Below are 23585 nucleotides of genomic sequence, written 5' to 3'. Positions count from 1 at the left end.
TCTCAAAAAAGGGGTGCCTATTATCGGCTGAGATCATACCTATTGAACCTAGAACAGGTAATGCTGTTTAGGAAACGAGCGTTAAGAAAATGTCTTATAGATGTTTTTGGTGAACGCAATAGTTATCAATGTTTACTTTTCTACTTCTGAATTTTATCATGTATAATTTTACATGCACAGATTCAAACTGAAAAACGACATTTTTAAATATTGTATTTGCTTGTAGCTCAAAAAACATAATTATTAACCAAGAATAATGACCTCTTTTTATTCGATTATAACGCTATAGTCGTATGAAAATTTTATTCAACAATCTCTCAAAAACAAAACGACAGAGATTAACACTTTCCATTTTTTTATTAGCAATTTGTTCAGCTTATGGACAAGAGAAACAACAAGATTCAACTAAAGTTGAAAAACTAGACGAGGTTTTAGTAAAAGCTGTGAGAGTAGATGCTAAATCACCAATTACGCACAGTAATGTAACCAAAGAAGATTTAGCTAAACGTAACTTAGGGCAAGACATTCCGGTTTTACTAAACTTTTTACCTTCAGTAGTAACCACAACAGATGCAGGAGCAGGAGTTGGTTACACAGGTATTAGAGTACGTGGTGTAAGTTCACAATCTACAAATGTCACCATTAACGGAATTCCTTACAATGATGCAGAATCTTTAGGTACATTTTGGGTTAATCTAGGAGACTTTGCTTCTTCTGTAGAAAGCTTACAACTACAACGTGGTGTTGGAACTTCTACCAATGGCTCTGGTGCTTTTGGTGCAAGTATTAATGTATTAACAGATGCTTTCTCTAAAGATGCAAGTGGTGAAATCTCTAACTCATTTGGTAGTTACAATACCAGAAAGCACACTTTAAAATTTAGTACTGGTCTTATGAATGACCATTTTGAAATTGCAGGTCGCTTATCTAATATCGCTTCTGATGGTTATATAGATAGAGCATCTTCAGATTTAAAATCTTACTTTTTACAAGGATCATATGTAGATGATAATACATTAATAAAAGCGATAACTTTTGGAGGTGAAGAAGTAACTTACCAAGCATGGTACGGAACACCTTTAGCCAGAATTACTGGTGATGAAGCAGGAATTGAAGCCTATATTTCTGAAAATTATTTAAGTGAAGCTGAAGCTGAAAACCTTAGAAACTCAGACAGAAGATATAACTATTATACTTATGATAATGAAGTAGATAATTACGGACAAGACCATTATCAATTACACTGGAATCAACGTTATAGTAACCAATGGTCTACTACACTTGGACTAAACTACACAAAAGGTAGCGGTTATTTTGAACAATATAAAGAAGGTGAGGATTTTAGCGATTACGGATTTGAACCTTTAGATTTCAATGGCGAAATAATTGATGAAACAGACTTAATTCGTCGTCGGTGGTTAGAAAATGATTTCTTTGTTGTTAACGCAAATGCCAATTATAAAAACGACAACATCAATCTTATCTTTGGTGGATCTTATAGTCATTATGATGGTGACCATTTTGGTGAGGTGATTTGGGCAGAATTTGCAAGTCAATCTGAAATTAGAGATCGTTATTATGATGGTAATAGTATAAAGAATGACCTTTCTTTATTTACAAAAGCAAATTATCAACTTAACGAAAAAATAAGCTTATATGGTGATTTACAAGTAAGAAACGTAACGTATAAAACTACAGGAACAACTTCTGATATCATAGAATTTGCAGTCGATAAAGATTTTACATTTTTTAACCCGAAAGCAGGTATTACATACGAAATAAACAATGGTAATAATCTATATTTCTCATATGCAAGAGCCAATAGAGAACCAAACAGAACCGATTTTGAAAGCAACGAAAGTATAGAAGCAGAACAATTAAATGATTTTGAATTAGGTTGGAGACACAAAAAAGGAAATTTCACATTTAATGCCAATGCCTATTACATGTTATATAATGAGCAATTGGTTTTGTCTGGTCAGTTAGATGATGTAGGTAACCCAATTAGAACTAATAGTGGTAAAAGTTACCGATTAGGTTTAGAGTTAGAGGCCATTATTCCTGTGACACCAAAGTTAACATTACAGCCAAACATAACAATTAGTACAAATCAAAATGATGAAACTATCACGCCTTTTGATGGAGAACTACAAAATTTAGGTAAAACAGATATTTCATTTTCCCCAGATTTAGTTGCTGCAAATGCCATCGTTTTTCAACCTTTAGAAAATTTTCAGGTGTCATTGTTAAGTAAATTTGTTGGTGAACAATATATGAGCAATACTGAAGCAGAAAGCTCTAAATTAGACAGTTATTTTATTAATGACTTTAACATTAGTTACACCTTAAAAACGAAATCTATTTTTGAGTCCATTATATTTACAGGCTTAGTGAATAATATTTTTAATGAAAAATATATTTCAAATGGTTTTTACTACACGTATGATGATACTTGGTCAGACCCAAATAGCGTAACAACTATAGAAGGCGCAGGATTTTATCCACAAGCCACTAGAAACTTTTTAGTTGGTGTAACATTAAAGTTTTAATTACTCACTAAATAAGTATTATTACCAGTAGACTCAACCCTGTACGGCTGCAATGTACAGGGTTGAGTATTTCCTTCAAAACCATAACCCGTTGCTAAACTATATTCGTTAGCGTCATCACAGCCACAAGTTACAATATCACCAATACCTGAGTATGTTAAAGTAGAACATGAGAGAGGTTCATGGCTCGGATCTGCTGCATCCCAAGCGTATAGCGTAGAGGAATTTGCGCGATAAAGCCAAATTCCATTATTTCCATATCCAGAAACAAAAACTCTATTATCATTAAATTGCAACTGAGCAAATTGAGGCAAATTAGTATTAACAACTAAATTTACTCCAGTATTAAACAAGAAGTTACAATTACTACTATCATCATTGTTACTACAACTAAAAACAACAACACAACTTAGTATTAAAATCAATTTCTTCATCTTCAAATTTTGTGGGCCAATTTACGATTAATTCAACTATACCGTAAATATTTTATATATTTGTAATGTAATCTCGTCAGCGCGAGATTTTTTTTATGCTGAATGTATTTCAGCACCTTTTCAATTAAACGAATAAATTATGAGTAAAGTATCTTATTACACAGCTGAGGGTTTAAAAAAATTAAGAGAAGAGTTAAATTATCTTAAAGATGTAGAACGCCCAAAAGCATCACAAGCTATTGGTGAAGCAAGAGACAAAGGTGATCTAAGTGAAAATGCCGAGTATGATGCTGCTAAAGAAGCACAAGGCATGTTAGAAATGAAAATTTCTAAAATGGAAGAAACTTTATCTGGCGCTCGTGTTATTGACGAGTCGCAATTAGATACATCTAAAGTTTTAGCATTATCTATTGTAAAAATAAAAAACCAAGTAAATGGCATGGAAATGACCTATACTTTGGTTGCAGAAAGTGAAGCAGACATAAGATCTGGTAAAATTTCAGTAAACTCTCCTATTGGAAAAGGTTTATTAGGAAAATCTGTTGGTGACACTGCCGAAATACAAGTGCCGAGCGGTGCAATGAGATTTGATATTTTAGAAATTTCTAGATAATAACATATTTAATATTCGATAATCTTATTGTTATATCATAAAAAAGATTCCTTTTTACAGGAATCTTTTTATATTTATGTAATAACTTATATTTACATTTAATTGTTAGATTAAGCGCAATAACAATCTATATATTAAAAACCTTTTGGTTGCGCTCAAAAGGACATTTATTTAATATTTAAGCTCACTTATAGCATGACAACACTCTTCACAAAAATTATTTCAGGCGAAATACCATCTTATAAAGTTGCTGAAACGGAAGATTTCTATGCTTTTTTAGATATTAATCCAAACTCTAAAGGTCATACGCTTTGCATTCCTAAGAAAGAAGTTAATAAAATTTTCGATTTAGATGAAGACACTTATACTAGGCTAATGCAATTTTCTAGAACAGTTGCTATTGCTCTTGAAAAAGCGGTTCCATGTGAACGCATAGGTATGTCTGTAATTGGCTTAGAAGTGCCACATGCGCATGTACATTTAATTCCGTTACATACCATGGATGATGCTCGTTTTTCAAATAAACAGAAGCTAGAACCTGAAGAATTTGAAGCTATTGCAAATAAAATTGCTTCATTTCTATAACTAAACTGAGATAACTCCTGTTGCAAATAAAATAACTACAATTAAAAGCACAAGACTAAACGCAATTAGTGCCCAAGTCATTGGTTTTAACTTTATAGACTTCGGTTTTTTATTAAGCCCTCTTTTGTGGTAATCCACAACACGCTCAATATCATTTGTCCATTGAATAGGAAAAATTTGCTCTTCACAATTTAAACAACGGATTTCACACACCGTTTCTTCAGTAATAGCCTTAGAAAATGCGGTTTCCTTTAGCTTTTGCTTAAATATAAGTTCTAAACTATCGTTAGAATAACATTCCGGACAGTTATTACCTATTCTGGCTTCTTTTAAAGTGAAAAATCGTGACGAATTCATGCTCAAATTTAAACTAAAATTTTGATATTTTTAATTTAAAATAAAATAGCTAACTTATTGTTTACGAGAAACAACATTCCCTTTTTTACCCGTAAATGAAATCTAAACTTGTTTTAATATAATTTGTATTGTTGTCCCCTTTCCTAATTCTGAAGTCAACACTTTTATTTTACCATTATGGTAGTCTTCAACAATACGTTTTGCTAAAGAGAGTCCAAGTCCCCAACCACGTTTTTTTGTGGTATAACCTGGTTCAAAAATTTTAGCAAATGAAGATTTTGGGATTCCTTTTCCTGTGTCAGAAATATTAATGAATACTTGGTTTTCAAGTTGTGTTAACTCAAGTTTTAAATCACCCTTACCTTTCATGGCATCAATGGCATTTTTTACTAAATTCTCAATCGTCCAACTAAAAAGCTGTTCATTTAAATTAACTTGTATTTCTGTTTCAGGAATTATAATTTCAAAATTAATGAGTTTAGAAGATCGTAATTTAAGATACTCATAAGATGATTTAGTCACCTCTACAATATCCATTGTTTTAAGAGTTGGAGCAGAACCAATTTTACTAAAACGTTCGGTTATAGTTTGAAGTCTGTCAATATCTTTTTCTATTTCAACAATATATTCTGGATTTACATTTTCAGTCTTCAAAATTTCTGTCCAACCCACTAATGAAGACAAAGGCGTTCCTATTTGATGTGCCGTTTCCTTTGCCATTCCTGTCCAAAGTTTATTCTGGTCAGCAATTTTTGAGCTTCGATAAAAGAAATAAACGACAGCTGCAAAAAGTAATATAATTAACAATAAAGCTAAAGGATAGTATTTTAATTTATTTAATAAGGGAGAATTACCATAGTACAATTTCCCTTTTTTATCATCCTTTAAAGTTACCGATATAGGATCGTTCTGAGACATTAAGTCGTTCAGTGTTTTTACTATATCCTTAGGACTTTTAATTAATGTACTATCAATATTTCTATGACTTAAAATTCTATCATTTTCATCTAAAAGTAGCATTGGAGTTGTAACTGTAGTATCTGCAACGACTTTATCTGCAACCAAATTTAATTCAGCATCATCTTGATAAAAAAACTTAGAATATTCAGGATATGCAAAAGTCCAAGTTTTCATTTTATTACGTTCTTCCATCTTAAAATTCTGGAAAAACGTATAGGTGTTCCAAAGAATAAGAGAAATAATAATAAAGGAAGAGACAACGATAATCCAACGGATTAAATTTCGGTTTAAGCTAACGGTCATTGATTCGTTTTAATTCATGTGTTTTTAATTATTATTTTTAAATCACATGCTGTTCGTTATTAATAATTCCTTTAAGTAATAAAACTTTTAGAATACTCGTTTCAATTTTAAATATAATGCAAAACTGTTAATAATATTGTACGCTATTGTGTATAAAATACTTTCGTTGACAACTCAATATAATTATATTTGTTGAAAATCAATCAACTACATGGTTTCATTTACACCTAAAGATCTTACAACTGGTATTTTACACAGTTATTTATTAAGTGCTATTGCACCAAGGCCTATTGCCTTTGCTAGTACTATTGATGCAGAAGGAAATCCTAATTTGTCACCATTTAGCTTTTTTAATGTGTTTAGTGCTAATCCACCTATTTTAATTTTTTCACCTGCCAGACGTGTGAGGGACAATACTATAAAACATACATTAGAAAATGTTGAAACCACCAAAGAAGTGGTTATTAATGTTGTGAATTTTGACATGGTTCATCAAATGTCTTTAACCAGTACAGAATATCCTGAAAACGTTAATGAGTTTACTAAAGCTGGTTTAACGATGTTGCCGTCAGATCTCATAAAGCCATTTAGAGTAGCAGAATCTCCTATTCAATTAGAATGTAAAGTCACTGAAATTGTACATCTAGGAACTGAAGGAGGTGCAGGTAATTTAGTGATTTGTGAAGTGGTAAAACTTCACATTACAGAAGACGTTTTAAACGACGACCAAACGATAAACCAAGAAGCTTTAGATTTAGTAGCAAGAGCCGGTGGAAGCTATTATAGTAGAGCTAAAAAAGGATTTTTTGAAATCCCTAAACCACTAGCAACCATGGGAATTGGTGTAGATAATATGCCAGACCATGTAAAAAATAGCATGATTTTAACTGGAAATAATCTTGGTATGTTAGGTAATGTAGAAGCCTTACCTAGTAAAGATGAAGTGAATAAATTTGTTGAAGATATTAGTGAACGTTATCCAGACATTAAAACAGCATCGCACAGAGAAAAACATAAATTAGCTCGAAATTATTTGAGCTTTGGAGACGTAAAAAGTGCTTGGAAGTTATTACTTTCGTAGTCTCAAAAAAAATTAAGTATTATAATAAATTATAGATTAAGCAAAAATGGAAGTACAAGGACGTATTAAAATGGTAGGAGAGACTCAAACTTTTGGGAGTAATGGGTTTAGAAAAAGAGAAGTTGTAGTGACTACAGAAGAGCAATACCCACAACATATTATGGTAGAGTTTGTTCAAGACAAGTGTGATTTACTAAACAGCTACAAAGAAGGTCAGCAAGTAAAAATAAACATCAACTTAAGAGGTAGAGAATGGGTAAATCCACAAGGAGAAACTAAATACTTTAACTCTATTCAAGGTTGGAGAATTGAAGCTGTACAAGCACAAGCTGGAGGTGGAGATATGCCTCCTGTACCACCAACAGAAGCTTTTGAGCCAGTTAGTGATTTAAACGAAGGTGATAACGACGATTTACCTTTCTAAATCGTTAATTAAATTGATAAAAAAAGACTTGTTTTATTTAAAACAGGTCTTTTTTTATATTTATACTTTTCATACAAAATAAAAAAAGTCCTGATGGTTAATCAGGACTTAGTAATAATGATTTTAGGTTTGACCTCTATAAACAAATTAAAAAAAAGCAATGATGAACAAAAATTTAATTTATAAAGGTCAACTCAAATATCACTAAAATTCTTGTAGTATCAAAGCTAAAAAAGCCTTAATTTCACTAATACAATCTCACCTTTATTCATTCTAATGCAGTTTCTAACTCAAAAAATCGAATTTCCTGATGTGTCTGAAGCCTCTGCTGACGGACTTTTAGCCATTGGAGGAGATTTGTCTACAGAACGCTTATTGCATGCCTACTCAAAAGGTATATTTCCATGGTTTCAAGATGAAGAACCCATTCTTTGGTGGTCACCAGATCCTAGGTTTGTTTTACTTCCTACAGATCTAAAAGTATCCAAAAGCATGAGGCAAATTCTAAAAAAAGACCATTTTAAAGTCACTGTAAATAAAGCTTTTAAAGCCGTTGTAGAAAATTGCGCCAACGCAAAACGCAACGATCAAGATGGCACTTGGATCACTGAAGAAATGATAGAAGCCTATTGCAAATTACACTTGCAAGGTTATGCGAAATCAATCGAAGTTTGGCAAGATGATGAATTGGTTGGTGGTTTATATGGTATAGAAATTAATGACTCTGTTTTTTGTGGTGAAAGTATGTTTGCTAAGGTGAGTAATGCTAGTAAAGTGGGCTTTATAACATTCATCCAAAATTCTAATTATAAGCTCATCGATTGCCAACTACACACTAAACATTTAGAAAGTTTAGGCGCTAAAAACATAACACGAAAAGATTTTATTAAATATCTTACACCTCGTGGTATCTAAAACAAGACTCCACATGATCGTTTACCATTCCTGTTGCTTGCATGTGCGCATAAATAACAGTTGAACCCACAAACTTAAAACCACGTTTTTTTAAATCTTTGCTTATAGCATCACTCAAAGGTGTATTTGCTGGAGCGTCTTTATGATTTTTAAGACTATTTTTTATGGGTTTCCCATCTACAAAATTCCAGATATACGATGAAAAAGACCCAAAATCCTCTTGAATTTTCATAAAAGCCTGCGCATTAGTAATTGTTGCATTCACTTTTAATTTATTTCTTACAATGCCAGTATCTTGTAATAACGCTTCAACTTTAGAAGCATTGTATTTCGCGATTCTCTCATAATCGAAATTATCGAAAGCTTTTCTAAAGTTCTCCCGCTTTTTTAGAATGGTTATCCAACTTAAACCTGCTTGAAAAGTTTCTAAAATTAAAAACTCAAACAAAGTGGCATCATCATAAACAGGAACTCCCCATTCTTCATCGTGATATGCTTCATATAAATCATTACCAACACACCAACCACACCTGTTTTTATTCATCTTGTAAGGAATTTAATATTGTGCTACTAATGTAACAACAGTTGCATAATAAATGGCAATAGAATCATATTTTTGTTCTATGGAAACAGACACATTAACGTTAAAAGATATTATTTCAGAAAGTCTAAATAATAGTATGACTTATTCTGAATACAGAAACTTAGTTATAAAATTAGTTGAAGAAAAATCAACTACTGGTAACGACAAATCGGAAGCGTTCGTTGAATATACTCAGCTTAACGACAGACGCATGAGACGTTGGGATAAAACGGGTAAAGTTGCTGAAGACATGAAAACCAAGATTAAAAACTTTGACAAAAAAGTTACTTGGTTAGTAATTTCTGAAAGTTGGTGTGGTGATGCTGCTCACATTATGCCTATTATTAATAAAGTGGCTGAGCTTAATGATAACATTGATTATAAAATAGTCTTAAGAGATGAAAATGAAGCTCTCATGAACCAATTTTTAACTAATGGAGGTCAATCAATTCCTAAATTAATTATGCTCGATTCTGAGACCCTTGAAGTTCTAAACACCTTTGGTCCAAGACCAGTTGTTGCTACTAATATGGTATTGGCATATAAGGAGGAGCATGGTATGCTAACACCAGAATTTAAAGAAGATTTACAACGCTGGTATAATAAAGATAAAGGACAATCTATAGTTGAAGATCTTGTTAGTTTACTAAATTAATAAGTGGGCAAATAAACGAAGTTGAAATCCTATTTCCCTTTAAACATAAATGTAATTGAACCTAATTGGTCTGTTCGGTCTGAAGCATCAAACTGAACCGATTCAGCATAAGCAATAGCATGGTCTGTTAAGCATTTATTATTAGAGTTAGATGAACTATTAACGTAAGCTTCAAATACATTTCCCTCTTCATCGACTCTAATATTAACTACGATCTTTCCACCAACTTCGCAGAGATAACGCGGTATTTTGTAATAGGCCAAAGTTCTGCCTTTTAAAGAATATGTTAGTGTTCCTTTATTTTTAGCGTGCTCGTCGGCTTGTTTTTTGTTTTTCTTACTTTGATTTAATTGTTCTTGTAGTTTTTTGTAGGATTCTGTTTCCTTAGAATTTAAAGCGTAAGCATTACCAGAATTATCATAAGATTTATTAAGACTTGTCTCGTCCAATACCTCTTCATTTGTTTTTGCGTCTTCTATGGCTTTGGTAGTCCGTTCAAAATCATTTGCGCTAACTGTTTTAAAGTTACGCATCATTTCCTTGTATTCTTCGTCTTCATTAAAAGCTTTGTTGGTAGACTTACCGTTTATTTCTTCTAGTTTCTGAAGTTCTTCTTCTGTTTTTTCAGGCTCTGGCTCAAGCAGGTAATAACTCTCGGTAATTAAATCTTGATGTTGTTTTATTTGAATACTAAACATACCAAATACCACGATTCCTGCAAGAAGAATTGTAATGATTAAGGCTTTATGTTGTTCTATAAAATTCAGAGAATACGCTTATTGATGTTTACTATATACGAATATAACGTAGAAATAGTTTAAACCGCAACCCAAAACCTTTACTAAATCAATCTTTTGAAGGTAAGCTTTCAATAAAAGCTTCAGGTGTTAATGCATTTTCAACTTTAAAATCTCCAATTCTTGTACGGCGTAAAGATGATAAATGTGCTCCAGAATTTAAGGCTTTTCCGAAGTCGTTAGCCAAAGATCTAATGTATGTACCTTTACTACATACTACTCTAAAATGCAATTCTAATGCATTAATTTGAGTGATTTCAAATTCCGTAATTTCTACTTGTCTCGATTTTATTTCAACCTCCTCACCTGCTCTAGCAAATTCATACAAGCGCTTACCATCTTTTTTAATAGCCGAAAACACTGGTGGAAATTGATTTATTTGACCTATAAATTGTTGGGTTGTAGCGTGGATTAATTCATCTGTAATATGTGCCGTTGGAAAGGTTTCATTTACTTCTGTTTCTAAATCGAAAGAAGGTGTTGTTCCACCCAAAGTAAATGTGCCAGTATATTCTTTTTCTTGTCCTTGAAAAATATTAATTTGCTTGGTCATTTTCCCTGTACAAATCACCAATAAGCCAGTTGCTAAAGGATCTAAAGTACCAGCATGCCCAACTTTAATTTTCTTAATATCGAAAGCATGACGGATTTCCCACCGTAATTTATTTACAGCCTGAAAAGATGTCCAAGTCAAAGGTTTGTCTATCAATAAGACTTGTCCACTTAAAAAATCGTCTTTAGTTTGCATTAGATTTGAGTCCAGATTATTGCTATTATTCCAACGATAACACAGTAGATAGCAAAATAAGTTAATTTACTTTTCTTCACTAAAGCAATCATCCAAGTACAAGCAAATAAACCTGATATAAAAGCAGCAATAAATCCTACGCTTAAATAACCAAAACTTGTGCTACTATAGGTTAACTCTCCAGACAAAATATCCTTAGCTATTTTACCAAATATAAGTGGAACAACCATTAAAAAAGAAAATCGTGCGGCTTTGGTTTTATCAATTCCTAAAAGTACAGATGTTGAGATGGTGGCACCAGACCTAGAAATGCCTGGAAGCATTGCAATACCTTGTGCAATACCAATTATAAAACCATCTGCTAAAGATACTTTTTTATGTGTTTTCTTTGCTCTATCTGCTAAAAACAATAATAATGCAGTAACAATAAGCATGGCTCCAACTAAGAGTATGTTGTTTCCAAAAAGTTGCTCAAAAACGCGTTCGTATTTATAACCGATAATAACTGCTGGTATCATTGAAACGATGATTTTAAGCGAAAACTTAGATTCTTCATTCCATTTTAAACTTTTAAGACTACTGAAAATGCCTTTAAAAATTTCAATGATATCTTTTCTAAAAATAACCATAGTACTTAAAGCGGTCGCAAAATGAAGTACAACTGTAAACATTAAACTTTCTTCAGGAATAGCTTCACTTCCAAGAATAGCCTTACCTAATTCTAAGTGACCACTAGAGGACACGGGTAAAAATTCGGTGAGCCCTTGGATAATTCCTAAAATAATAGCATCAATGATTTCCATAAGGCAAAAGTATCATTTTAGAGTAATGACACGACACAAAAGTAAGTAAAATGAATATTATTTTTTGGAATCTTTATTTGGATTCAAAAGAATAGCATAAACTTGAATACCAAAACCAATTAAGACTAAAGTTGGTGCCAAACGAATACGTCTCCAACTGTAGATAGATTCGTCAAAAACATTTGGATCGTCGCTTCCGCCTCCTGCCATTAGGATAAACCCAATAACAATAAATGCCAAGCCTATAAATAAGAATTTATAATTTTTCTTTCCGAAAATAAATTCGGACTTCGATTCTTCCTTACGTTTTTGTTCTCCCATGGTCATTTCTGCTTTACTATAGTAATATGCAAAGTAACAGTTTTATTTGTAATAGAAACGTTAAGAGTTTGTAAATTTAATAGCTTTAAAAGATGATTATCTCCCTACTGTTTAATATAATAGTTCTGTATTTCTTCAAATGAATAGAACTTAGTAATGATTTCACCTTGAGGATTTATAAGTATATATGTTGGAAATTCCCAAACATCCAAAGCATTAATAAGATCCTTATCACCTCCTAATTCTCTATAATTTTGCCAATTATAATTGTGCGATTCTAAATAGGTAAGCCATTTATCGCTTTCTGTATCAATAGAAACACCAATTAATTCTATATTATTATCGCTAAATAAATTTAAATGTTTTACGATTTTCTTATGATCGCGAGCACAAGGAGGGCATTGCACAAACCAAAAATCTAAAAGATAATCTCCAGATTGCGCTCTATTTACTTTAGTAACATTTCCTTTTCTATTATAAAATTCAAATTTAGAAAGCTCTAAATATTCGTTTTTAACCAAATCTTTTAATACTCTATGAACACTAAGTGTGTGAGATTTTAAAGTGTCCGATTGTTCATCTAATATAGATTTTAGATCTAACAACCTAGATTTATAGTTTTTATTTCTGTCTAAATATTGATTACTAATCTCAAAAGAAAACGGATGATTAAGGTTTTCTTTTACACTAGCTAATAAAAATTTATTGATTTCAAAATCATTAATCTTATTTCTGTTTAAGCTATCTAAATTGGAATAAAACGCAATAGATTTATTATATGTATCTGAACCAATAATAGAATCAATTTTTAAATTTTCAAACATTAATTCTGCTTGAACCTTTAAGTTTTCACCATCGAGAAATAGTTTTTTTGAATAGGTCTTTTCGTTTTTATAAACGTCTATAACAAAGGCATCACTAATAGATTTACTAAAACTAAAAAGATATGGATTTCCTGATTTAGCAATTAAACCTACAGAATTATTGAAGCTTACCACTTTAATACTGTCTGGTTGTTCATTACCTAATATTTCAATAGAAATACTATTTGCACTTGTATTTTTGCCATTAGAACACCCACTCAATACCAAAAGAAAAGCTATAGGAAGGAAGGAAAAAAGATTTCTCATCTGTTGATTGTTCTATTCCTAATAATACAACTGATCTGTTTTTAAGTTTAAGAAACGTTGCGTAGCAATAAATGTACTAATCCAAGTTATAAGAATTCCTAACAAGAAAATACCAACAAAAAGCGCAGCAATCAATACCGTATTTCTTAATAACTCTAATTCTGGGAATGTAATGTCTAAATAATATAAAACAACAGCCATGCCTGCTAAAGCAACTAACGCACCAATAATGCCTAATTGCACACTTTTCCAAACAAAAGGTCTGCGAATAAAAGTTTTAGTAGCTCCAACCATTTGCATGGTTTTTATAATAAAGCGCTTAGAATAAACGGCTAAACGAATAGAACTATTAATCAATAATACCGCAATTAACGTAAACAAAGCGCTAATGATTAATACCCAGAATGTAATTTTTTTAACGTTATCATTCATTAATTCAACCAAATCATTATCATATCTAATTTCTTCAATAAATGCTTTATTAGATAGGCTTTCAGTGATTTCAGTTAATTGTTCTGTAGTAACAAAATCGGCTTTTAAGTGCACATCAATTGAATTTTTCAATGGATTGTAACCCACAAAATCCATAAAATCTTCACCCGTTTCGGCTTTCATAAATTCAGCAGCTTCTTCTTTAGAAACGTAAAGCGCATCTTTAGTATAGTCTGCCATCGCTAAACTCTTTTTTAGCTGATTAACTTCAACTTCTTTCGCTGTGTCATTTAGATAAATGGTCATTACCACTTGTTCTTTAAAGTGATCAGCGACTTTTTTAGAGTTAATGACTAAAAGACCTAAACAGCCTAAAAGAAACAATACCAAAGCGATACTAATCACTACAGATACGTAAGAAGATATCAGTTTACGTTTTTGATATTTGTCAAAAGATGATGCCATAGATTACTACTAATTAGTGCTGTAAAAATATAAAAGAATTTGCTTATTTAGAACAATACAACGTTTAGTTTTTTATTGTGTTGTAATACCTTTAAATTTGTGCCTTATTTCAAGGAAAACAAGACAATGACATACGATTTTAACACCATAGAAAAAAAGTGGCAAGACTATTGGTCAAAAAACCAAACGTTTAAAGCCTCAAACACAAGCGACAAACCAAAATACTACGTATTAGATATGTTTCCTTATCCTTCTGGTGCAGGTTTACATGTTGGTCATCCATTAGGATATATTGCTAGTGATATCTATGCACGTTACAAACGTCACAAAGGTTTTAACGTCTTACATCCTCAAGGCTATGATAGTTTTGGATTGCCTGCAGAACAATATGCGATTCAAACAGGTCAGCATCCTGCTGTAACTACTGAAGCAAACATAAAAACGTACCGTCGTCAACTTGACCAAATTGGGTTTTCTTTCGATTGGAGCCGTGAAGTAAGAACATCAAATCCTGAATATTACAAATGGACACAATGGATTTTTATTCAATTGTTTGAATCTTGGTATAATAACGATTCTAACAAAGCAGAACATATTGACACGTTAGTTGAGAAGTTTGCTTCTGAAGGAAATGCTACAGTAAATGCAGCTTGTGATGATGATATTGAGTCTTTTTCAGCTGAAGATTGGAATAACTATTCATCAGAACAACAACAAGAAATTCTCTTAAAATATAGATTAACGTATTTAGCTGAAACAGAAGTAAACTGGTGTCCTGCATTAGGAACCGTTTTAGCTAATGACGAAATAGTAAATGGTGTTTCAGAACGTGGTGGACATCCTGTTGTGCGTAAAAAAATGACGCAATGGAGCATGCGAATTTCTGCTTACGCTGAACGTTTACTGCAAGGTTTAGATACAGTTGATTGGACAGATGCTTTAAAGGATATTCAAAAAAATTGGATTGGAAAATCGGTTGGAGCTTCTGTATCTTTTAATGTGAATGGACATGATGACATCATCGACGTCTTCACCACAAGACCTGATACCATTTTCGGAGTATCATTTATGACCTTAGCACCAGAACATGAGTTAGTATCTCAAATAACTACAGCAGAACAAAAAGAAGCCGTTGAAGCTTACATAGAAAAAACAGCAAAGCGAAGCGAACGCGATCGTATGGCAGATGTAAAAACCATTTCTGGTGTATTTACAGGCGCTTATGCTGAGCATCCTTTTTCTAAAGAACCAATCCCAATTTGGATTGGCGATTACGTGTTAGCAAGCTACGGAACAGGAGCAGTTATGGCAGTTCCTTGTGGTGACCAACGTGATTACGATTTTGCGAAACATTTTGATATTGCCATTCCAAATATATTTGAAGGTGTTGATATTTCTGAAGAAGCTTATGCTTCTAAAGACAATGTAAAGATCGCAAATAGTGATTTCTTAAACGGATTAGCATATAAAAAAGCATCTAAACTCGCTATTTACCAATTAGAACAATTAGGACAAGGTGAAGGCAAAACCAATTACCGTTTGCGTGATGCCGTATTCTCTAGACAACGTTATTGGGGAGAACCATTCCCAGTCTATTACGTTAACGGCATGCCGCAAATGATAGACAAAGCTCATTTACCAATTGTATTGCCAGAAGTTGAAAAATATTTACCAACCGAAGAAGGCGAACCACCTTTAGGACGTGCAGACGTTTGGGCTTGGGACACTGAAAGTAATACTGTGGTTTCCAATGATAAGATAAACCATACAACTATTCACCCTCTAGAGCTAAACACCATGCCAGGTTGGGCAGGAAGTTCTTGGTATTTCTTCCGTTATATGGAAGATGCCGCTAATAGAGATGGTGTTTTTGCAAGTGAAGACGCACTGAAGTATTGGGAAAATGTAGATTTATACATTGGTGGTAGCGAACATGCTACAGGTCACCTACTCTACTCTCGTTTTTGGGTGAAATTATTAAAAGATAGAGGTTTTGTTAATGTTGAAGAGCCTTTTAAAAAGTTGATTAACCAAGGAATGATTCTTGGGACTAGTGCTTTTGTTTATAGAGTTAACGAAAGAAGAGACGTTTTTATTTCCAAAGATTTATTTGATGCTTTCTTAAATTCTCAAACAAATGAAGAAGCTTCGAAAAGAATATTAGCTGTTACAGGAACAGAAACACCCACATTTAGTAAAGTACATGTAGATGTAAATTTTGTAAATGCATCTGATGAATTAGACATTTCTAAGTTTAGAAATTGGAGAGCAGAATTCAAACATGCAAAATTCATAGAAGATAAAATTATTGTTCTTCGTGAAGTAGAAAAAATGTCCAAATCCAAATACAACGTTGTTAATCCAGATAACATTGTTGCAGATTACGGAGCAGACAGCTTAAGACTTTACGAAATGTTCTTAGGACCATTAGAGCAATACAAACCTTGGAATACAGCCGGTATTACAGGAGTACATAATTTCCTTAAAAAAATGTGGAAATTATATGTTGGTGAAAATGGTTTAAAAGTAAATGATGCTGAACCAACAAAAGACAACTTAAAAACATTGCATAAAACCATAAAGAAAGTACAAGAAGACATTGAAAATTTCTCTTTCAATACGTCTGTTTCTACCTTTATGATTGCCGTAAATGAGTTAACTGCTCAAAAATGTACAAGTAAAGAGATATTAGAACCTTTATTAGTTTTAATTTCACCTTATGCACCGCATATTGCAGAAGAATTATGGAGTCAATTAGGACATAATGAATCTATATCAACAGCAGTTTTCCCAACATTTGATGCCAGTCATTTAGTAGAAAGCAGCAAAAAATATCCAATCTCTTTTAACGGTAAAATGCGTTTTACCTTAGAATTGCCAATGGATATGCCTAAAGACGAGATTGAAAAAACAGTAATGGCTCATGAGAAAACTATAGCGCAATTAGATGGTAGAACACCTAAAAAAGTGATTGTAGTGCCTGGTAAAATTGTAAATATTGTTGGGTAAACTACTAAAATATATCATCATAACTTTGTTACCAATTATAGGTTGGTCTCAAAGTTATGTTGGTACTATTGGTGATTACCCTATTCATTTAGAAGTCAATGTTTATCCTCACGAAAAAGATTCCACTTCTGGCGAATTAGAAGGCTATTATTTTTACGATTCTAAACTTTTAAGTATTCCTATATCTGGTGATTTCAAAAAAAATAAAATCACTTTAATAGATGGTTATTATTTTATGCCTGAAAAGGTTATTGATGCAGACGAAGTTTTTGAATTAATAAAAAAAGGCAATCAACTCGTAGGTAATTTTAAATTAAAAGATAAAACTTACAAAGTCGTTTTAACCGAAACAGAACAAGAACCTTTAGAAGATTTTAGAAACCCTAAACTCACCTTTATTAAAGATAGCATTACTAATTATAAGGACAAACAATTGGTTTGGTTTCACGAAAAATATTCTAAACTACCCTTATTTAGATTAGGTAACGGATTTACAAAAGAGCAAAGAGCTGTTTTTAATCCTATTCTAGACGCCATTCATTTGGAAGATGCTAAAGATAATTTAGATTGTAGTTCTTGGTTTGAAATTTCATACGAAATCAACCTTGTCAATGATAAATTTATAAGCTACTTAAAATATTACAGCGTTTATTGTGGTGGTGCGCATCCTTCTCATGGCAATGTTGGTTATAATTTTAACCTCGAAACTTTAGAGGTTGTAGATAAGATTGAAGCATTATACCCAAAAGTTAATTTTTTTCAGAAATTAAAAAGTAAATATCAAGAATCTGAAAATGACGTACAAGATGAAGAGTGCGAAACTTTTATTGATAGCAGTTACTGGCAATATAAAACTTGGAATTTAACACCTAAAGGCATTATTCTTATTCCTAGTTATCCGCATGCTATGACACCTTGCGAAGAAGCGTATTTTTTAAATTACTCTGAACTCACAAAAGAGTAATGTTATGTATTTAGATAAACCATCTCAAGAAGAACCAAAGATTAAAAAGAAACGGAAAGGTCTTAAAGATTATTTTGACTATCGTAATAATGTCTTTAATCAAGTTGGCTTAATATTCTTTTCAGCATTTATTTTGGCTACCATTTTTACTCATGAATTTAATACGAGTTTTAATGAAGAACTATGGAGACAAGAACCTGCAAAGCGTTATAAACTGGCAGATATCATTATTGATAGCGAAATGTGTATTGGCAAAACAGGTCAGGAAATTAAATCGTTACTGGGACGACCAGGAGATTACGACTCTGAACAAAAAGTTTTTTTTAGTTATTATTTAGGCAACAGACCTACTTTTTCTGGAGGAGAAGATGCCTATTTAATACTTCATTTTAAAAACGGAAAAGTTGCTAAAGTTATAGAAGAAATTAAGTAACTATTTACTTCAATTTTATTAAAAAATCGTTCAATCATTTTATAGGCCATTTCAGGTTACCGAAGCTATTAAACATTCGTCGAATATCATATCAATCTGAAAATCAGCACTTATTTTAGAAATTTTCAAAATAAAAGCTATAAAATAGTAATTCCGCAAAAATCATTTCAATTTCAACTTCAAATTTGGTTGTATAGATTTATTAATAGTAATTTCCAAACGCTATTAATCTTATAAATCATTAAAAAATGAAAATCGGAGTCCCAAAGGAAATTAAAAACAATGAAAACAGAGTTGGTATGACACCTGCTGGAGTTTTCGAATTAACTAAAAATAAACACATTGTTTATGTACAAAAAGATGCTGGTTTTGGCAGCGGATTTTTGGATTTAGATTACATAAATGCTGGTGGAATAATTTTAGACACCATAGAAGATGTTTATGCGTCTAGTGACATGATTGTAAAAGTTAAAGAACCTATTGCTGAGGAGTATCCTTTAATACAATCGCACCATGTGGTATTTACTTATTTTCATTTTGCTTCTAGCGAACCGCTAACTAAAGCCATGTTAAAAAGTAAAGCCGTTTGTATTGCTTATGAAACGGTAGAAGATAAAGATGGCTCTTTACCATTATTAACACCAATGTCTGAAGTTGCTGGTAGAATGGCCATTCAACAAGGTGCCAAATACTTAGAAAAACCTATTAAAGGACGTGGAGTGTTATTAGGCGGAGTTCCAGGAGTTCCACCAGGACGCGTACTTATTTTAGGTGCTGGTGTTGTTGGTATACAAGCCGCAAAAATGGCTGCTGGTTTAGGTGCTCATGTTACTGTTATGGATATTAACATGAAACAATTACGATATGTAAATGACGTAATGCCAAGCCACGTAGTCACTGAATTTTCAAGTGAGTACAATATTAGAAAACGCATTAAAGATCACGATTTAATTGTTGGTGGTGTTTTACTAAAAGGAGCAAAAGCACCAAAATTAATTACTAGAGACATGCTTAAAGACATGAGACCAGGCACCGTTTTGGTTGATGTGGCTGTAGATCAAGGTGGATGTATGGAAACAACTAAAGCAACAACACATGAAGATCCAACGTATATAATTGACGATGTTGTACATTATTGTGTGGCAAATATGCCTGGAGCTGTACCATACACATCAACTTTAGCCTTAACAAATGTCACTTTACCTTATGTGCTGCGTTTAGCCAACCAAGGTTGGGAAAAAGCTTGTGAAAAAGATGAAATGCTAGCTAAAGGTTTAAATATTGTAAATGGTAGAATTGTATATGAAGAAATCGCAGAAGCCTTTAATTGGTCTGTAGATGCCATGTAACAAGGAGTAATTTTCTCTGACTACACATCCTGACAAATTTTCTTAACTCAAATTTGGCGCACTATTTGCTATTCATTTAGTAAATTTACATAAATTAAAAATTCAAATTATGAGTGGAATGATGGGATATTACATACTGATTGGTGCTATTGCTTTAGTAAGCTGGTTAGTAAGTAGTCAACTTAAACGTAAATTCGCTAAGTACTCTAAGGTACAATTGCGTAACGGCTTGTCTGGTAGAGAAATTGCAGAGAAAATGCTAGCCGACAATGGTATTTACGATGTAGAAGTTATTTCAACACCAGGACAATTAACAGATCATTATAATCCAAAAAACAAAACGGTTAACTTAAGTGAATCCGTTTACAATAAACGTAATGCGGCTTCAGCTGCTGTTGCTGCTCACGAATGTGGTCACGCAGTACAACATGCACAAGCCTATAGTGCTTTAGGTATGCGTTCTGCGCTAGTACCAATTGTAAAAGTAACATCTGGAATGTCGCAATGGTTAGTTATAGGTGGCTTAGTTTTAGGAGCTGCTGCTGGTGTAGGATTAGGCTTTTGGGTTGCGGTTGCTGGCTTAGTATTTATGGGCTTTGCTACATTGTTTAGCTTTATCACATTACCTGTTGAGTACGATGCTAGTAACAGAGCTTTAGCTTGGTTAAAGAATAAAAATATGGTAACACCAGAAGAATATGCTGGTTCTGAAGATGCACTTAAATGGGCAGCCAGAACATATTTAGTTGCAGCTATTGGTGCATTAGCCTCTTTATTATATTGGGCACTTCAGGTGTTTGGAGGTAGAGATTAATAACTTAAACACAAATACAACTAAAGCTCTGAGTAATCGGAGCTTTTTTTATTTGAATTACAACTGAAAATATTTACATTAGTTAAACTAACCAATTCTAAAATCTAAAATGGAAAATCAATTCCCAGAAAAAATAATGATTAACAGCTTGTCTGAAGTAGAACGTGCTGCTTTTTATAAGAAAACCTATTCGCATGTTGCAGGTGGTGTTTTAGTTTTTGTACTTTTTGAATACCTTTTACTACAAAGTGAAACTGTAGTGAATTTTATGTTATCAATGACCCAAGGTTATAAATGGTTATTGTTACTTGGTGGGTTTATGCTAGCGACAAACTATGCTGAAGGAATGGCTATGAAATCTTCTGATAAGAATACACAATATTTAGCCTATGGTATTTATATATTTTTTGAAGCTTTAATCTTTGTACCAATGTTATATATGGTTACAACACTAATGGGTCCTTCTGGTTCAGAAACTCTTTATCAAGCCTCAATTGTAACCTTGGCATTATTTACAGGTTTATCTACTGTGGTTATATTTACCAAGAAAGATTTTTCGTTCTTAAAAACTGGGTTAACTATAGGTTTCTTTATTGCTATTGGTTTAATAGTAGCTGGTACTCTATTTGGTTTTGACTTAGGCTTGTGGTTCTCAGTAGGTATGTGTCTATTAGCTGGCGGCTCAATTTTATACCAGACCTCTAATTTGATAAATAAATATGGTGTTGAAGACTATATTCCAGCAGCATTAGGTTTATTTGCATCGTTAATGCTATTATTTTGGTATATTCTTAGAATCTTTATGTCTAGAGATTAATCTATAATGAGATATAAAATAAAATCCCAACTGAAAATTTCAGTTGGGATTTTTTATGAGATATTTTATTTTATCTTGTTTTTTGTCAAAAAAAACAAAATAAGGTTAATTTAGCACACAAATGTATTAAGTCTGTTGTTTTCAAATGCTTATACCTAACGTAAATTTGCACCTCGAAAAAAGAAAAGTAAATAAGTTATGAAAACAAGTAGTAGGATAAAAACAGAAAGTAAAGTAGGTACAAAAACATTGAAATTTGGTTTTGCCAATTCAATGGTTTGGAATACTAAAAGACGTTATAAATAAAACCAAACATATTTTAAAAACAAAAAGCCCAACTGAAATTTTCAGTTGGGCTTTTCTAATAGATATTATTTGATTTTGTCACCATTTTTGTCAAAAAAATGATATTCAAGATAAGTGTAAGCATCTCTAGGTAAAACTTTTACCCATTTTTTGTGTTCAAAAAACCACTTTGAACGTACTGATGGAAACCCTTTGGTTAAAAAGGCTGCTATAAAAGGGTGTGTATTAAGTGTTACCTTTTTAAAGTCTTTTTTGAAAATGCGCTCTAGGTCTTGATTTATGCGTTCCACCACTTTAATTGGTGCTTCGATTTCATCTCCTCCTATTAAGTTAGGATTTTCTTCTTTCGTTTTAATATTGCGTTCTGGCCTAACGCGTTGTCTGGTAATTTGTACTAAACCAAACTTACTCGGCGGCAATATTTTATGCTTTGCTTTATCGTCTTTCATCTCATCTCTAAGATAATTGTAAAGCGTTTTTCTGTTCTCGGCTTTTCCCATATCGATAAAATCGATAACGATAATTCCACCCATATCACGTAAACGTAATTGGCGTGCAATCTCTTGAGCTGAGATCATGTTGACTTCTAAAGCGGTATCTTCTTGATTCTTCTCTTTATTAGAGCGATTACCACTGTTAACATCAACAACATGAAGGGCTTCGGTATGTTCAATTACCAAATAAGCTCCTCTTGCCATAGATACTGTACGACCAAATGATGTTTTAATTTGACGTTCTATGCCAAATTTTTCGAAAATTGGAACACCATTTTTATAGTACTTCACTATAGATTCTTTGTTTGGTGCAATTTGATGCACATAATCTTTTACTTGTAGGTACATTTCTTCATCATCTACAACAATACCTGAAAATGAATCATTAAAAATATCTCTCAAAATTGAGGATGCTTTGTTCATTTCTCCCAGTACTTTAGTAGGGTGATGTGCTTTGTACAACTTTTTACACATTGCTGTCCATCGATCCAGCAAATTCTGTAAATCACTATCGAGCTCGGCAACTTTTTTGCCTTCTGCTACGGTACGAATAATAACTCCAAATCCTTTAGGAGTGATACTTTTAACAAGTCTTTTTAAGCGGTCTTTCTCTTCTTGTGATTCAATTTTTTGTGAAATTGAAATACGATTAGAAAAAGGTACTAAGACAATGTATCTACCAGCAATAGACAATTCTGAACTAATGCGAGGTCCCTTTGTGGAAATTGGCTCTTTAACTACTTGTACTAAAATGGATTGATTAGACTTAATGGCGTTTGCAATTTTGCCATGCTTATCCAAATCCTTTTCTAGAGGAAAGTCTTTTAGAGTATAGTCTTTTAATTTCCCTGTGCTTACACGTTTAATGAATTTTAAAAGAGAAGGTAATTGTGGTCCAAGATCATGATAGTGTAAAAAACCATCTTTCTCATACCCTACGTTTACAAACGCAGCGTTTAGACCAGGCATAACTTTACGGATTTTGGCAATAAAAATATCACCTACCGCAAAGTCATTATCCTCTTCGTCTTTATGTAATTCAATAAGTTTTCCATCTTTTAATAAGGCAAAATCAACAATATCTGAACTCGATCTTACGATTAATTCTTTGTTCATGATGTTAATTTATATCTAACTCTTAATTGAGATAGATGGATTTTACTAAATTATTTGACACAGGATGTAATATCCAACAAATCTAGGTGTACTCTATTAAATACTCCTGATTCTATATCAAAGAACGT

At 32.5% G+C, this 23585-nt stretch carries 24 protein-coding genes; 13 read left to right on the top strand and 11 right to left on the bottom strand.

Features of this window, described 5'->3' with window-relative positions; all coding sequences use genetic code 11:
• Nucleotides 1-293 precede the first annotated feature (293 nt).
• Nucleotides 294-2549, top strand: coding sequence for a TonB-dependent receptor (locus DFQ10_RS02015; RefSeq protein WP_115815759.1), 2256 nt, complete (start codon nucleotides 294-296; stop codon nucleotides 2547-2549).
• Here the strand turns inward: DFQ10_RS02015 and DFQ10_RS02010 are convergent.
• A complete protein-coding gene (locus DFQ10_RS02010) occupies nucleotides 2546-2983 on the bottom strand; it encodes a hypothetical protein (protein ID WP_115815758.1) in 438 nt (145 codons plus the stop codon). The two genes, DFQ10_RS02015 and DFQ10_RS02010, sit on opposite strands and share 4 nt — an antisense overlap.
• 139 nt (nucleotides 2984-3122) lie before the next feature.
• Between DFQ10_RS02010 and greA the strand changes: the two genes are divergently transcribed.
• Both greA and DFQ10_RS02000 read left to right on the top strand, forming a co-directional pair.
• Nucleotides 3123-3596 carry a transcription elongation factor GreA gene (gene greA, locus DFQ10_RS02005; RefSeq protein WP_115815757.1) on the top strand — a complete coding sequence of 158 codons (474 nt, stop codon included), beginning with the start codon at nucleotides 3123-3125 and terminating at the stop codon, nucleotides 3594-3596.
• 195 nt (nucleotides 3597-3791) lie between these two features.
• Nucleotides 3792-4181: an HIT family protein gene (locus tag DFQ10_RS02000; protein ID WP_115815756.1), complete on the top strand. Its 390-nt coding sequence runs from the start codon at nucleotides 3792-3794 to the stop codon at nucleotides 4179-4181.
• On the opposite strand, the gene DFQ10_RS01995 is transcribed toward DFQ10_RS02000, so the two are convergent.
• Together DFQ10_RS01995 and DFQ10_RS01990 are read right to left on the bottom strand one after the other, a co-directional pair.
• On the bottom strand, nucleotides 4182-4538 hold the full coding sequence (locus DFQ10_RS01995) for a hypothetical protein (protein ID WP_115815755.1): 357 nt from the start codon (nucleotides 4536-4538) through the stop codon (nucleotides 4182-4184).
• Between the two features lie 102 nt (nucleotides 4539-4640).
• On the bottom strand, nucleotides 4641-5801 hold the full coding sequence (locus DFQ10_RS01990; RefSeq protein WP_115815754.1) for a sensor histidine kinase: 1161 nt from the start codon (nucleotides 5799-5801) through the stop codon (nucleotides 4641-4643).
• A 211-nt stretch (nucleotides 5802-6012) separates the two neighbouring features.
• Between DFQ10_RS01990 and DFQ10_RS01985 the strand changes: the two genes are divergently transcribed.
• The 3 genes from DFQ10_RS01985 to aat all read left to right on the top strand — a co-directional run bounded on the left by DFQ10_RS01985 (nucleotide 6013) and on the right by aat (nucleotide 8221).
• Nucleotides 6013-6882 (top strand): flavin reductase family protein, encoded by an 870-nt coding sequence (locus tag DFQ10_RS01985; RefSeq protein WP_115815753.1) that lies wholly within the window; start codon nucleotides 6013-6015, stop codon nucleotides 6880-6882.
• A gap of 46 nt (nucleotides 6883-6928) precedes the next feature.
• Nucleotides 6929-7306, top strand: coding sequence for a DUF3127 domain-containing protein (locus tag DFQ10_RS01980; RefSeq protein ID WP_115815752.1), 378 nt, complete (start codon nucleotides 6929-6931; stop codon nucleotides 7304-7306).
• A gap of 276 nt (nucleotides 7307-7582) precedes the next feature.
• On the top strand, nucleotides 7583-8221 hold the full coding sequence (gene aat / locus DFQ10_RS01975; protein WP_115815751.1) for a leucyl/phenylalanyl-tRNA--protein transferase: 639 nt from the start codon (nucleotides 7583-7585) through the stop codon (nucleotides 8219-8221).
• On the opposite strand, the gene DFQ10_RS01970 is transcribed toward aat, so the two are convergent.
• Entirely contained in the window at nucleotides 8202-8765 is a 564-nt protein-coding gene (locus DFQ10_RS01970; RefSeq protein ID WP_115815750.1) for a DNA-3-methyladenine glycosylase I, read from the bottom strand. The two genes, aat and DFQ10_RS01970, sit on opposite strands and share 20 nt — an antisense overlap.
• A 79-nt stretch (nucleotides 8766-8844) precedes the next feature.
• On the opposite strand from DFQ10_RS01970, the gene DFQ10_RS01965 reads away from it, so the two are divergent.
• On the top strand, nucleotides 8845-9459 hold the full coding sequence (locus DFQ10_RS01965; protein WP_115815749.1) for a thioredoxin family protein: 615 nt from the start codon (nucleotides 8845-8847) through the stop codon (nucleotides 9457-9459).
• 29 nt (nucleotides 9460-9488) lie between these two features.
• Here the strand turns inward: DFQ10_RS01965 and DFQ10_RS01960 are convergent, their stop codons facing one another.
• The 6 genes from DFQ10_RS01960 to DFQ10_RS01935 all read right to left on the bottom strand — a co-directional run bounded on the left by DFQ10_RS01960 (nucleotide 9489) and on the right by DFQ10_RS01935 (nucleotide 14155).
• Nucleotides 9489-10157, bottom strand: coding sequence for a hypothetical protein (locus tag DFQ10_RS01960; RefSeq protein ID WP_115815748.1), 669 nt, complete (start codon nucleotides 10155-10157; stop codon nucleotides 9489-9491).
• 148 nt (nucleotides 10158-10305) lie between these two features.
• Nucleotides 10306-11004: a tRNA pseudouridine(55) synthase TruB gene (gene truB / locus DFQ10_RS01955; RefSeq protein ID WP_115815747.1), complete on the bottom strand. Its 699-nt coding sequence runs from the start codon at nucleotides 11002-11004 to the stop codon at nucleotides 10306-10308.
• Nucleotides 11004-11807, bottom strand: a complete 804-nt coding sequence (locus tag DFQ10_RS01950) for an undecaprenyl-diphosphate phosphatase (RefSeq protein WP_115815746.1) — start codon at nucleotides 11805-11807, stop codon at nucleotides 11004-11006. Before DFQ10_RS01950 ends, truB begins: the two co-directional genes overlap by 1 nt.
• A gap of 57 nt (nucleotides 11808-11864) precedes the next feature.
• Entirely contained in the window at nucleotides 11865-12128 is a 264-nt protein-coding gene (locus tag DFQ10_RS01945; RefSeq protein ID WP_115815745.1) for a DUF3098 domain-containing protein, read from the bottom strand.
• A 104-nt stretch (nucleotides 12129-12232) separates the two neighbouring features.
• On the bottom strand, nucleotides 12233-13258 hold the full coding sequence (locus DFQ10_RS01940) for a peroxiredoxin family protein (RefSeq protein ID WP_115815744.1): 1026 nt from the start codon (nucleotides 13256-13258) through the stop codon (nucleotides 12233-12235).
• Between the two features lie 18 nt (nucleotides 13259-13276).
• Nucleotides 13277-14155, bottom strand: coding sequence for a cell division protein FtsX (locus DFQ10_RS01935; protein WP_115815743.1), 879 nt, complete (start codon nucleotides 14153-14155; stop codon nucleotides 13277-13279).
• Between the two features lie 126 nt (nucleotides 14156-14281).
• Between DFQ10_RS01935 and leuS the strand changes: the two genes are divergently transcribed.
• The 6 genes from leuS (at nucleotide 14282) to DFQ10_RS01905 (ending at nucleotide 21541) form a co-directional block, all read left to right on the top strand.
• On the top strand, nucleotides 14282-17164 hold the full coding sequence (leuS, locus tag DFQ10_RS01930; protein ID WP_115815742.1) for a leucine--tRNA ligase: 2883 nt from the start codon (nucleotides 14282-14284) through the stop codon (nucleotides 17162-17164).
• Nucleotides 17157-18128 (top strand): polysaccharide deacetylase family protein, encoded by a 972-nt coding sequence (locus tag DFQ10_RS01925; protein ID WP_181897556.1) that lies wholly within the window; start codon nucleotides 17157-17159, stop codon nucleotides 18126-18128. Before leuS ends, DFQ10_RS01925 begins: the two co-directional genes overlap by 8 nt.
• A 4-nt stretch (nucleotides 18129-18132) precedes the next feature.
• Nucleotides 18133-18561, top strand: a complete 429-nt coding sequence (locus DFQ10_RS01920) for a hypothetical protein (RefSeq protein ID WP_115815740.1) — start codon at nucleotides 18133-18135, stop codon at nucleotides 18559-18561.
• Between the two features lie 248 nt (nucleotides 18562-18809).
• A complete protein-coding gene (gene ald / locus DFQ10_RS01915; protein ID WP_115815739.1) occupies nucleotides 18810-19910 on the top strand; it encodes an alanine dehydrogenase in 1101 nt (366 codons plus the stop codon).
• A gap of 118 nt (nucleotides 19911-20028) precedes the next feature.
• The gene (locus tag DFQ10_RS01910; protein ID WP_115816414.1) at nucleotides 20029-20724 is read left to right on the top strand and encodes a zinc metallopeptidase; all 696 of its coding nucleotides are present in this window, start codon (nucleotides 20029-20031) and stop codon (nucleotides 20722-20724) included.
• 109 nt (nucleotides 20725-20833) lie between these two features.
• Nucleotides 20834-21541 (top strand): Bax inhibitor-1/YccA family protein, encoded by a 708-nt coding sequence (locus tag DFQ10_RS01905; protein WP_115815738.1) that lies wholly within the window; start codon nucleotides 20834-20836, stop codon nucleotides 21539-21541.
• A gap of 371 nt (nucleotides 21542-21912) precedes the next feature.
• Here DFQ10_RS01905 and DFQ10_RS01900 read toward each other — a convergent pair whose 3' ends face one another.
• Complete coding sequence (locus DFQ10_RS01900) at nucleotides 21913-23457, bottom strand: Rne/Rng family ribonuclease (protein ID WP_115815737.1); 1545 nt, start codon at nucleotides 23455-23457, stop codon at nucleotides 21913-21915.
• Nucleotides 23458-23585: the final 128 nt, after the last annotated feature.

The sequence above is a fragment of the Winogradskyella eximia genome, assembly GCF_003386165.1.
GTDB lineage: Bacteria > Bacteroidota > Bacteroidia > Flavobacteriales > Flavobacteriaceae > Winogradskyella > Winogradskyella eximia.
The sequence above is the reverse complement of the archived record's forward strand: the minus strand, read 5'-3'. Positions and strand labels throughout refer to the sequence as shown.

Excerpts from the sequence above, each read along its gene's own strand:
- DFQ10_RS02015 (WP_115815759.1), top strand. The coding sequence starts at position 294 with ATGAAAATTTTATTCAACAATCTCTCAAAAACAAAACGACAGAGATTA.
- DFQ10_RS02010 (WP_115815758.1), bottom strand. The coding sequence starts at position 2,983 with ATGAAGAAATTGATTTTAATACTAAGTTGTGTTGTTGTTTTTAGTTGT.
- greA (WP_115815757.1), top strand. The coding sequence starts at position 3,123 with ATGAGTAAAGTATCTTATTACACAGCTGAGGGTTTAAAAAAATTAAGA.
- DFQ10_RS02000 (WP_115815756.1), top strand. The coding sequence starts at position 3,792 with ATGACAACACTCTTCACAAAAATTATTTCAGGCGAAATACCATCTTAT.
- DFQ10_RS01995 (WP_115815755.1), bottom strand. The coding sequence starts at position 4,538 with ATGAATTCGTCACGATTTTTCACTTTAAAAGAAGCCAGAATAGGTAAT.
- DFQ10_RS01990 (WP_115815754.1), bottom strand. The coding sequence starts at position 5,801 with ATGACCGTTAGCTTAAACCGAAATTTAATCCGTTGGATTATCGTTGTC.
- DFQ10_RS01985 (WP_115815753.1), top strand. The coding sequence starts at position 6,013 with ATGGTTTCATTTACACCTAAAGATCTTACAACTGGTATTTTACACAGT.
- DFQ10_RS01980 (WP_115815752.1), top strand. The coding sequence starts at position 6,929 with ATGGAAGTACAAGGACGTATTAAAATGGTAGGAGAGACTCAAACTTTT.
- aat (WP_115815751.1), top strand. The coding sequence starts at position 7,583 with ATGCAGTTTCTAACTCAAAAAATCGAATTTCCTGATGTGTCTGAAGCC.
- DFQ10_RS01970 (WP_115815750.1), bottom strand. The coding sequence starts at position 8,765 with ATGAATAAAAACAGGTGTGGTTGGTGTGTTGGTAATGATTTATATGAA.
- DFQ10_RS01965 (WP_115815749.1), top strand. The coding sequence starts at position 8,845 with ATGGAAACAGACACATTAACGTTAAAAGATATTATTTCAGAAAGTCTA.
- DFQ10_RS01960 (WP_115815748.1), bottom strand. The coding sequence starts at position 10,157 with ATGTTTAGTATTCAAATAAAACAACATCAAGATTTAATTACCGAGAGT.
- truB (WP_115815747.1), bottom strand. The coding sequence starts at position 11,004 with ATGCAAACTAAAGACGATTTTTTAAGTGGACAAGTCTTATTGATAGAC.
- DFQ10_RS01950 (WP_115815746.1), bottom strand. The coding sequence starts at position 11,807 with ATGGAAATCATTGATGCTATTATTTTAGGAATTATCCAAGGGCTCACC.
- DFQ10_RS01945 (WP_115815745.1), bottom strand. The coding sequence starts at position 12,128 with ATGGGAGAACAAAAACGTAAGGAAGAATCGAAGTCCGAATTTATTTTC.
- DFQ10_RS01940 (WP_115815744.1), bottom strand. The coding sequence starts at position 13,258 with ATGAGAAATCTTTTTTCCTTCCTTCCTATAGCTTTTCTTTTGGTATTG.
- DFQ10_RS01935 (WP_115815743.1), bottom strand. The coding sequence starts at position 14,155 with ATGGCATCATCTTTTGACAAATATCAAAAACGTAAACTGATATCTTCT.
- leuS (WP_115815742.1), top strand. The coding sequence starts at position 14,282 with ATGACATACGATTTTAACACCATAGAAAAAAAGTGGCAAGACTATTGG.
- DFQ10_RS01920 (WP_115815740.1), top strand. The coding sequence starts at position 18,133 with ATGTATTTAGATAAACCATCTCAAGAAGAACCAAAGATTAAAAAGAAA.
- ald (WP_115815739.1), top strand. The coding sequence starts at position 18,810 with ATGAAAATCGGAGTCCCAAAGGAAATTAAAAACAATGAAAACAGAGTT.
- DFQ10_RS01910 (WP_115816414.1), top strand. The coding sequence starts at position 20,029 with ATGATGGGATATTACATACTGATTGGTGCTATTGCTTTAGTAAGCTGG.
- DFQ10_RS01905 (WP_115815738.1), top strand. The coding sequence starts at position 20,834 with ATGGAAAATCAATTCCCAGAAAAAATAATGATTAACAGCTTGTCTGAA.
- DFQ10_RS01900 (WP_115815737.1), bottom strand. The coding sequence starts at position 23,457 with ATGAACAAAGAATTAATCGTAAGATCGAGTTCAGATATTGTTGATTTT.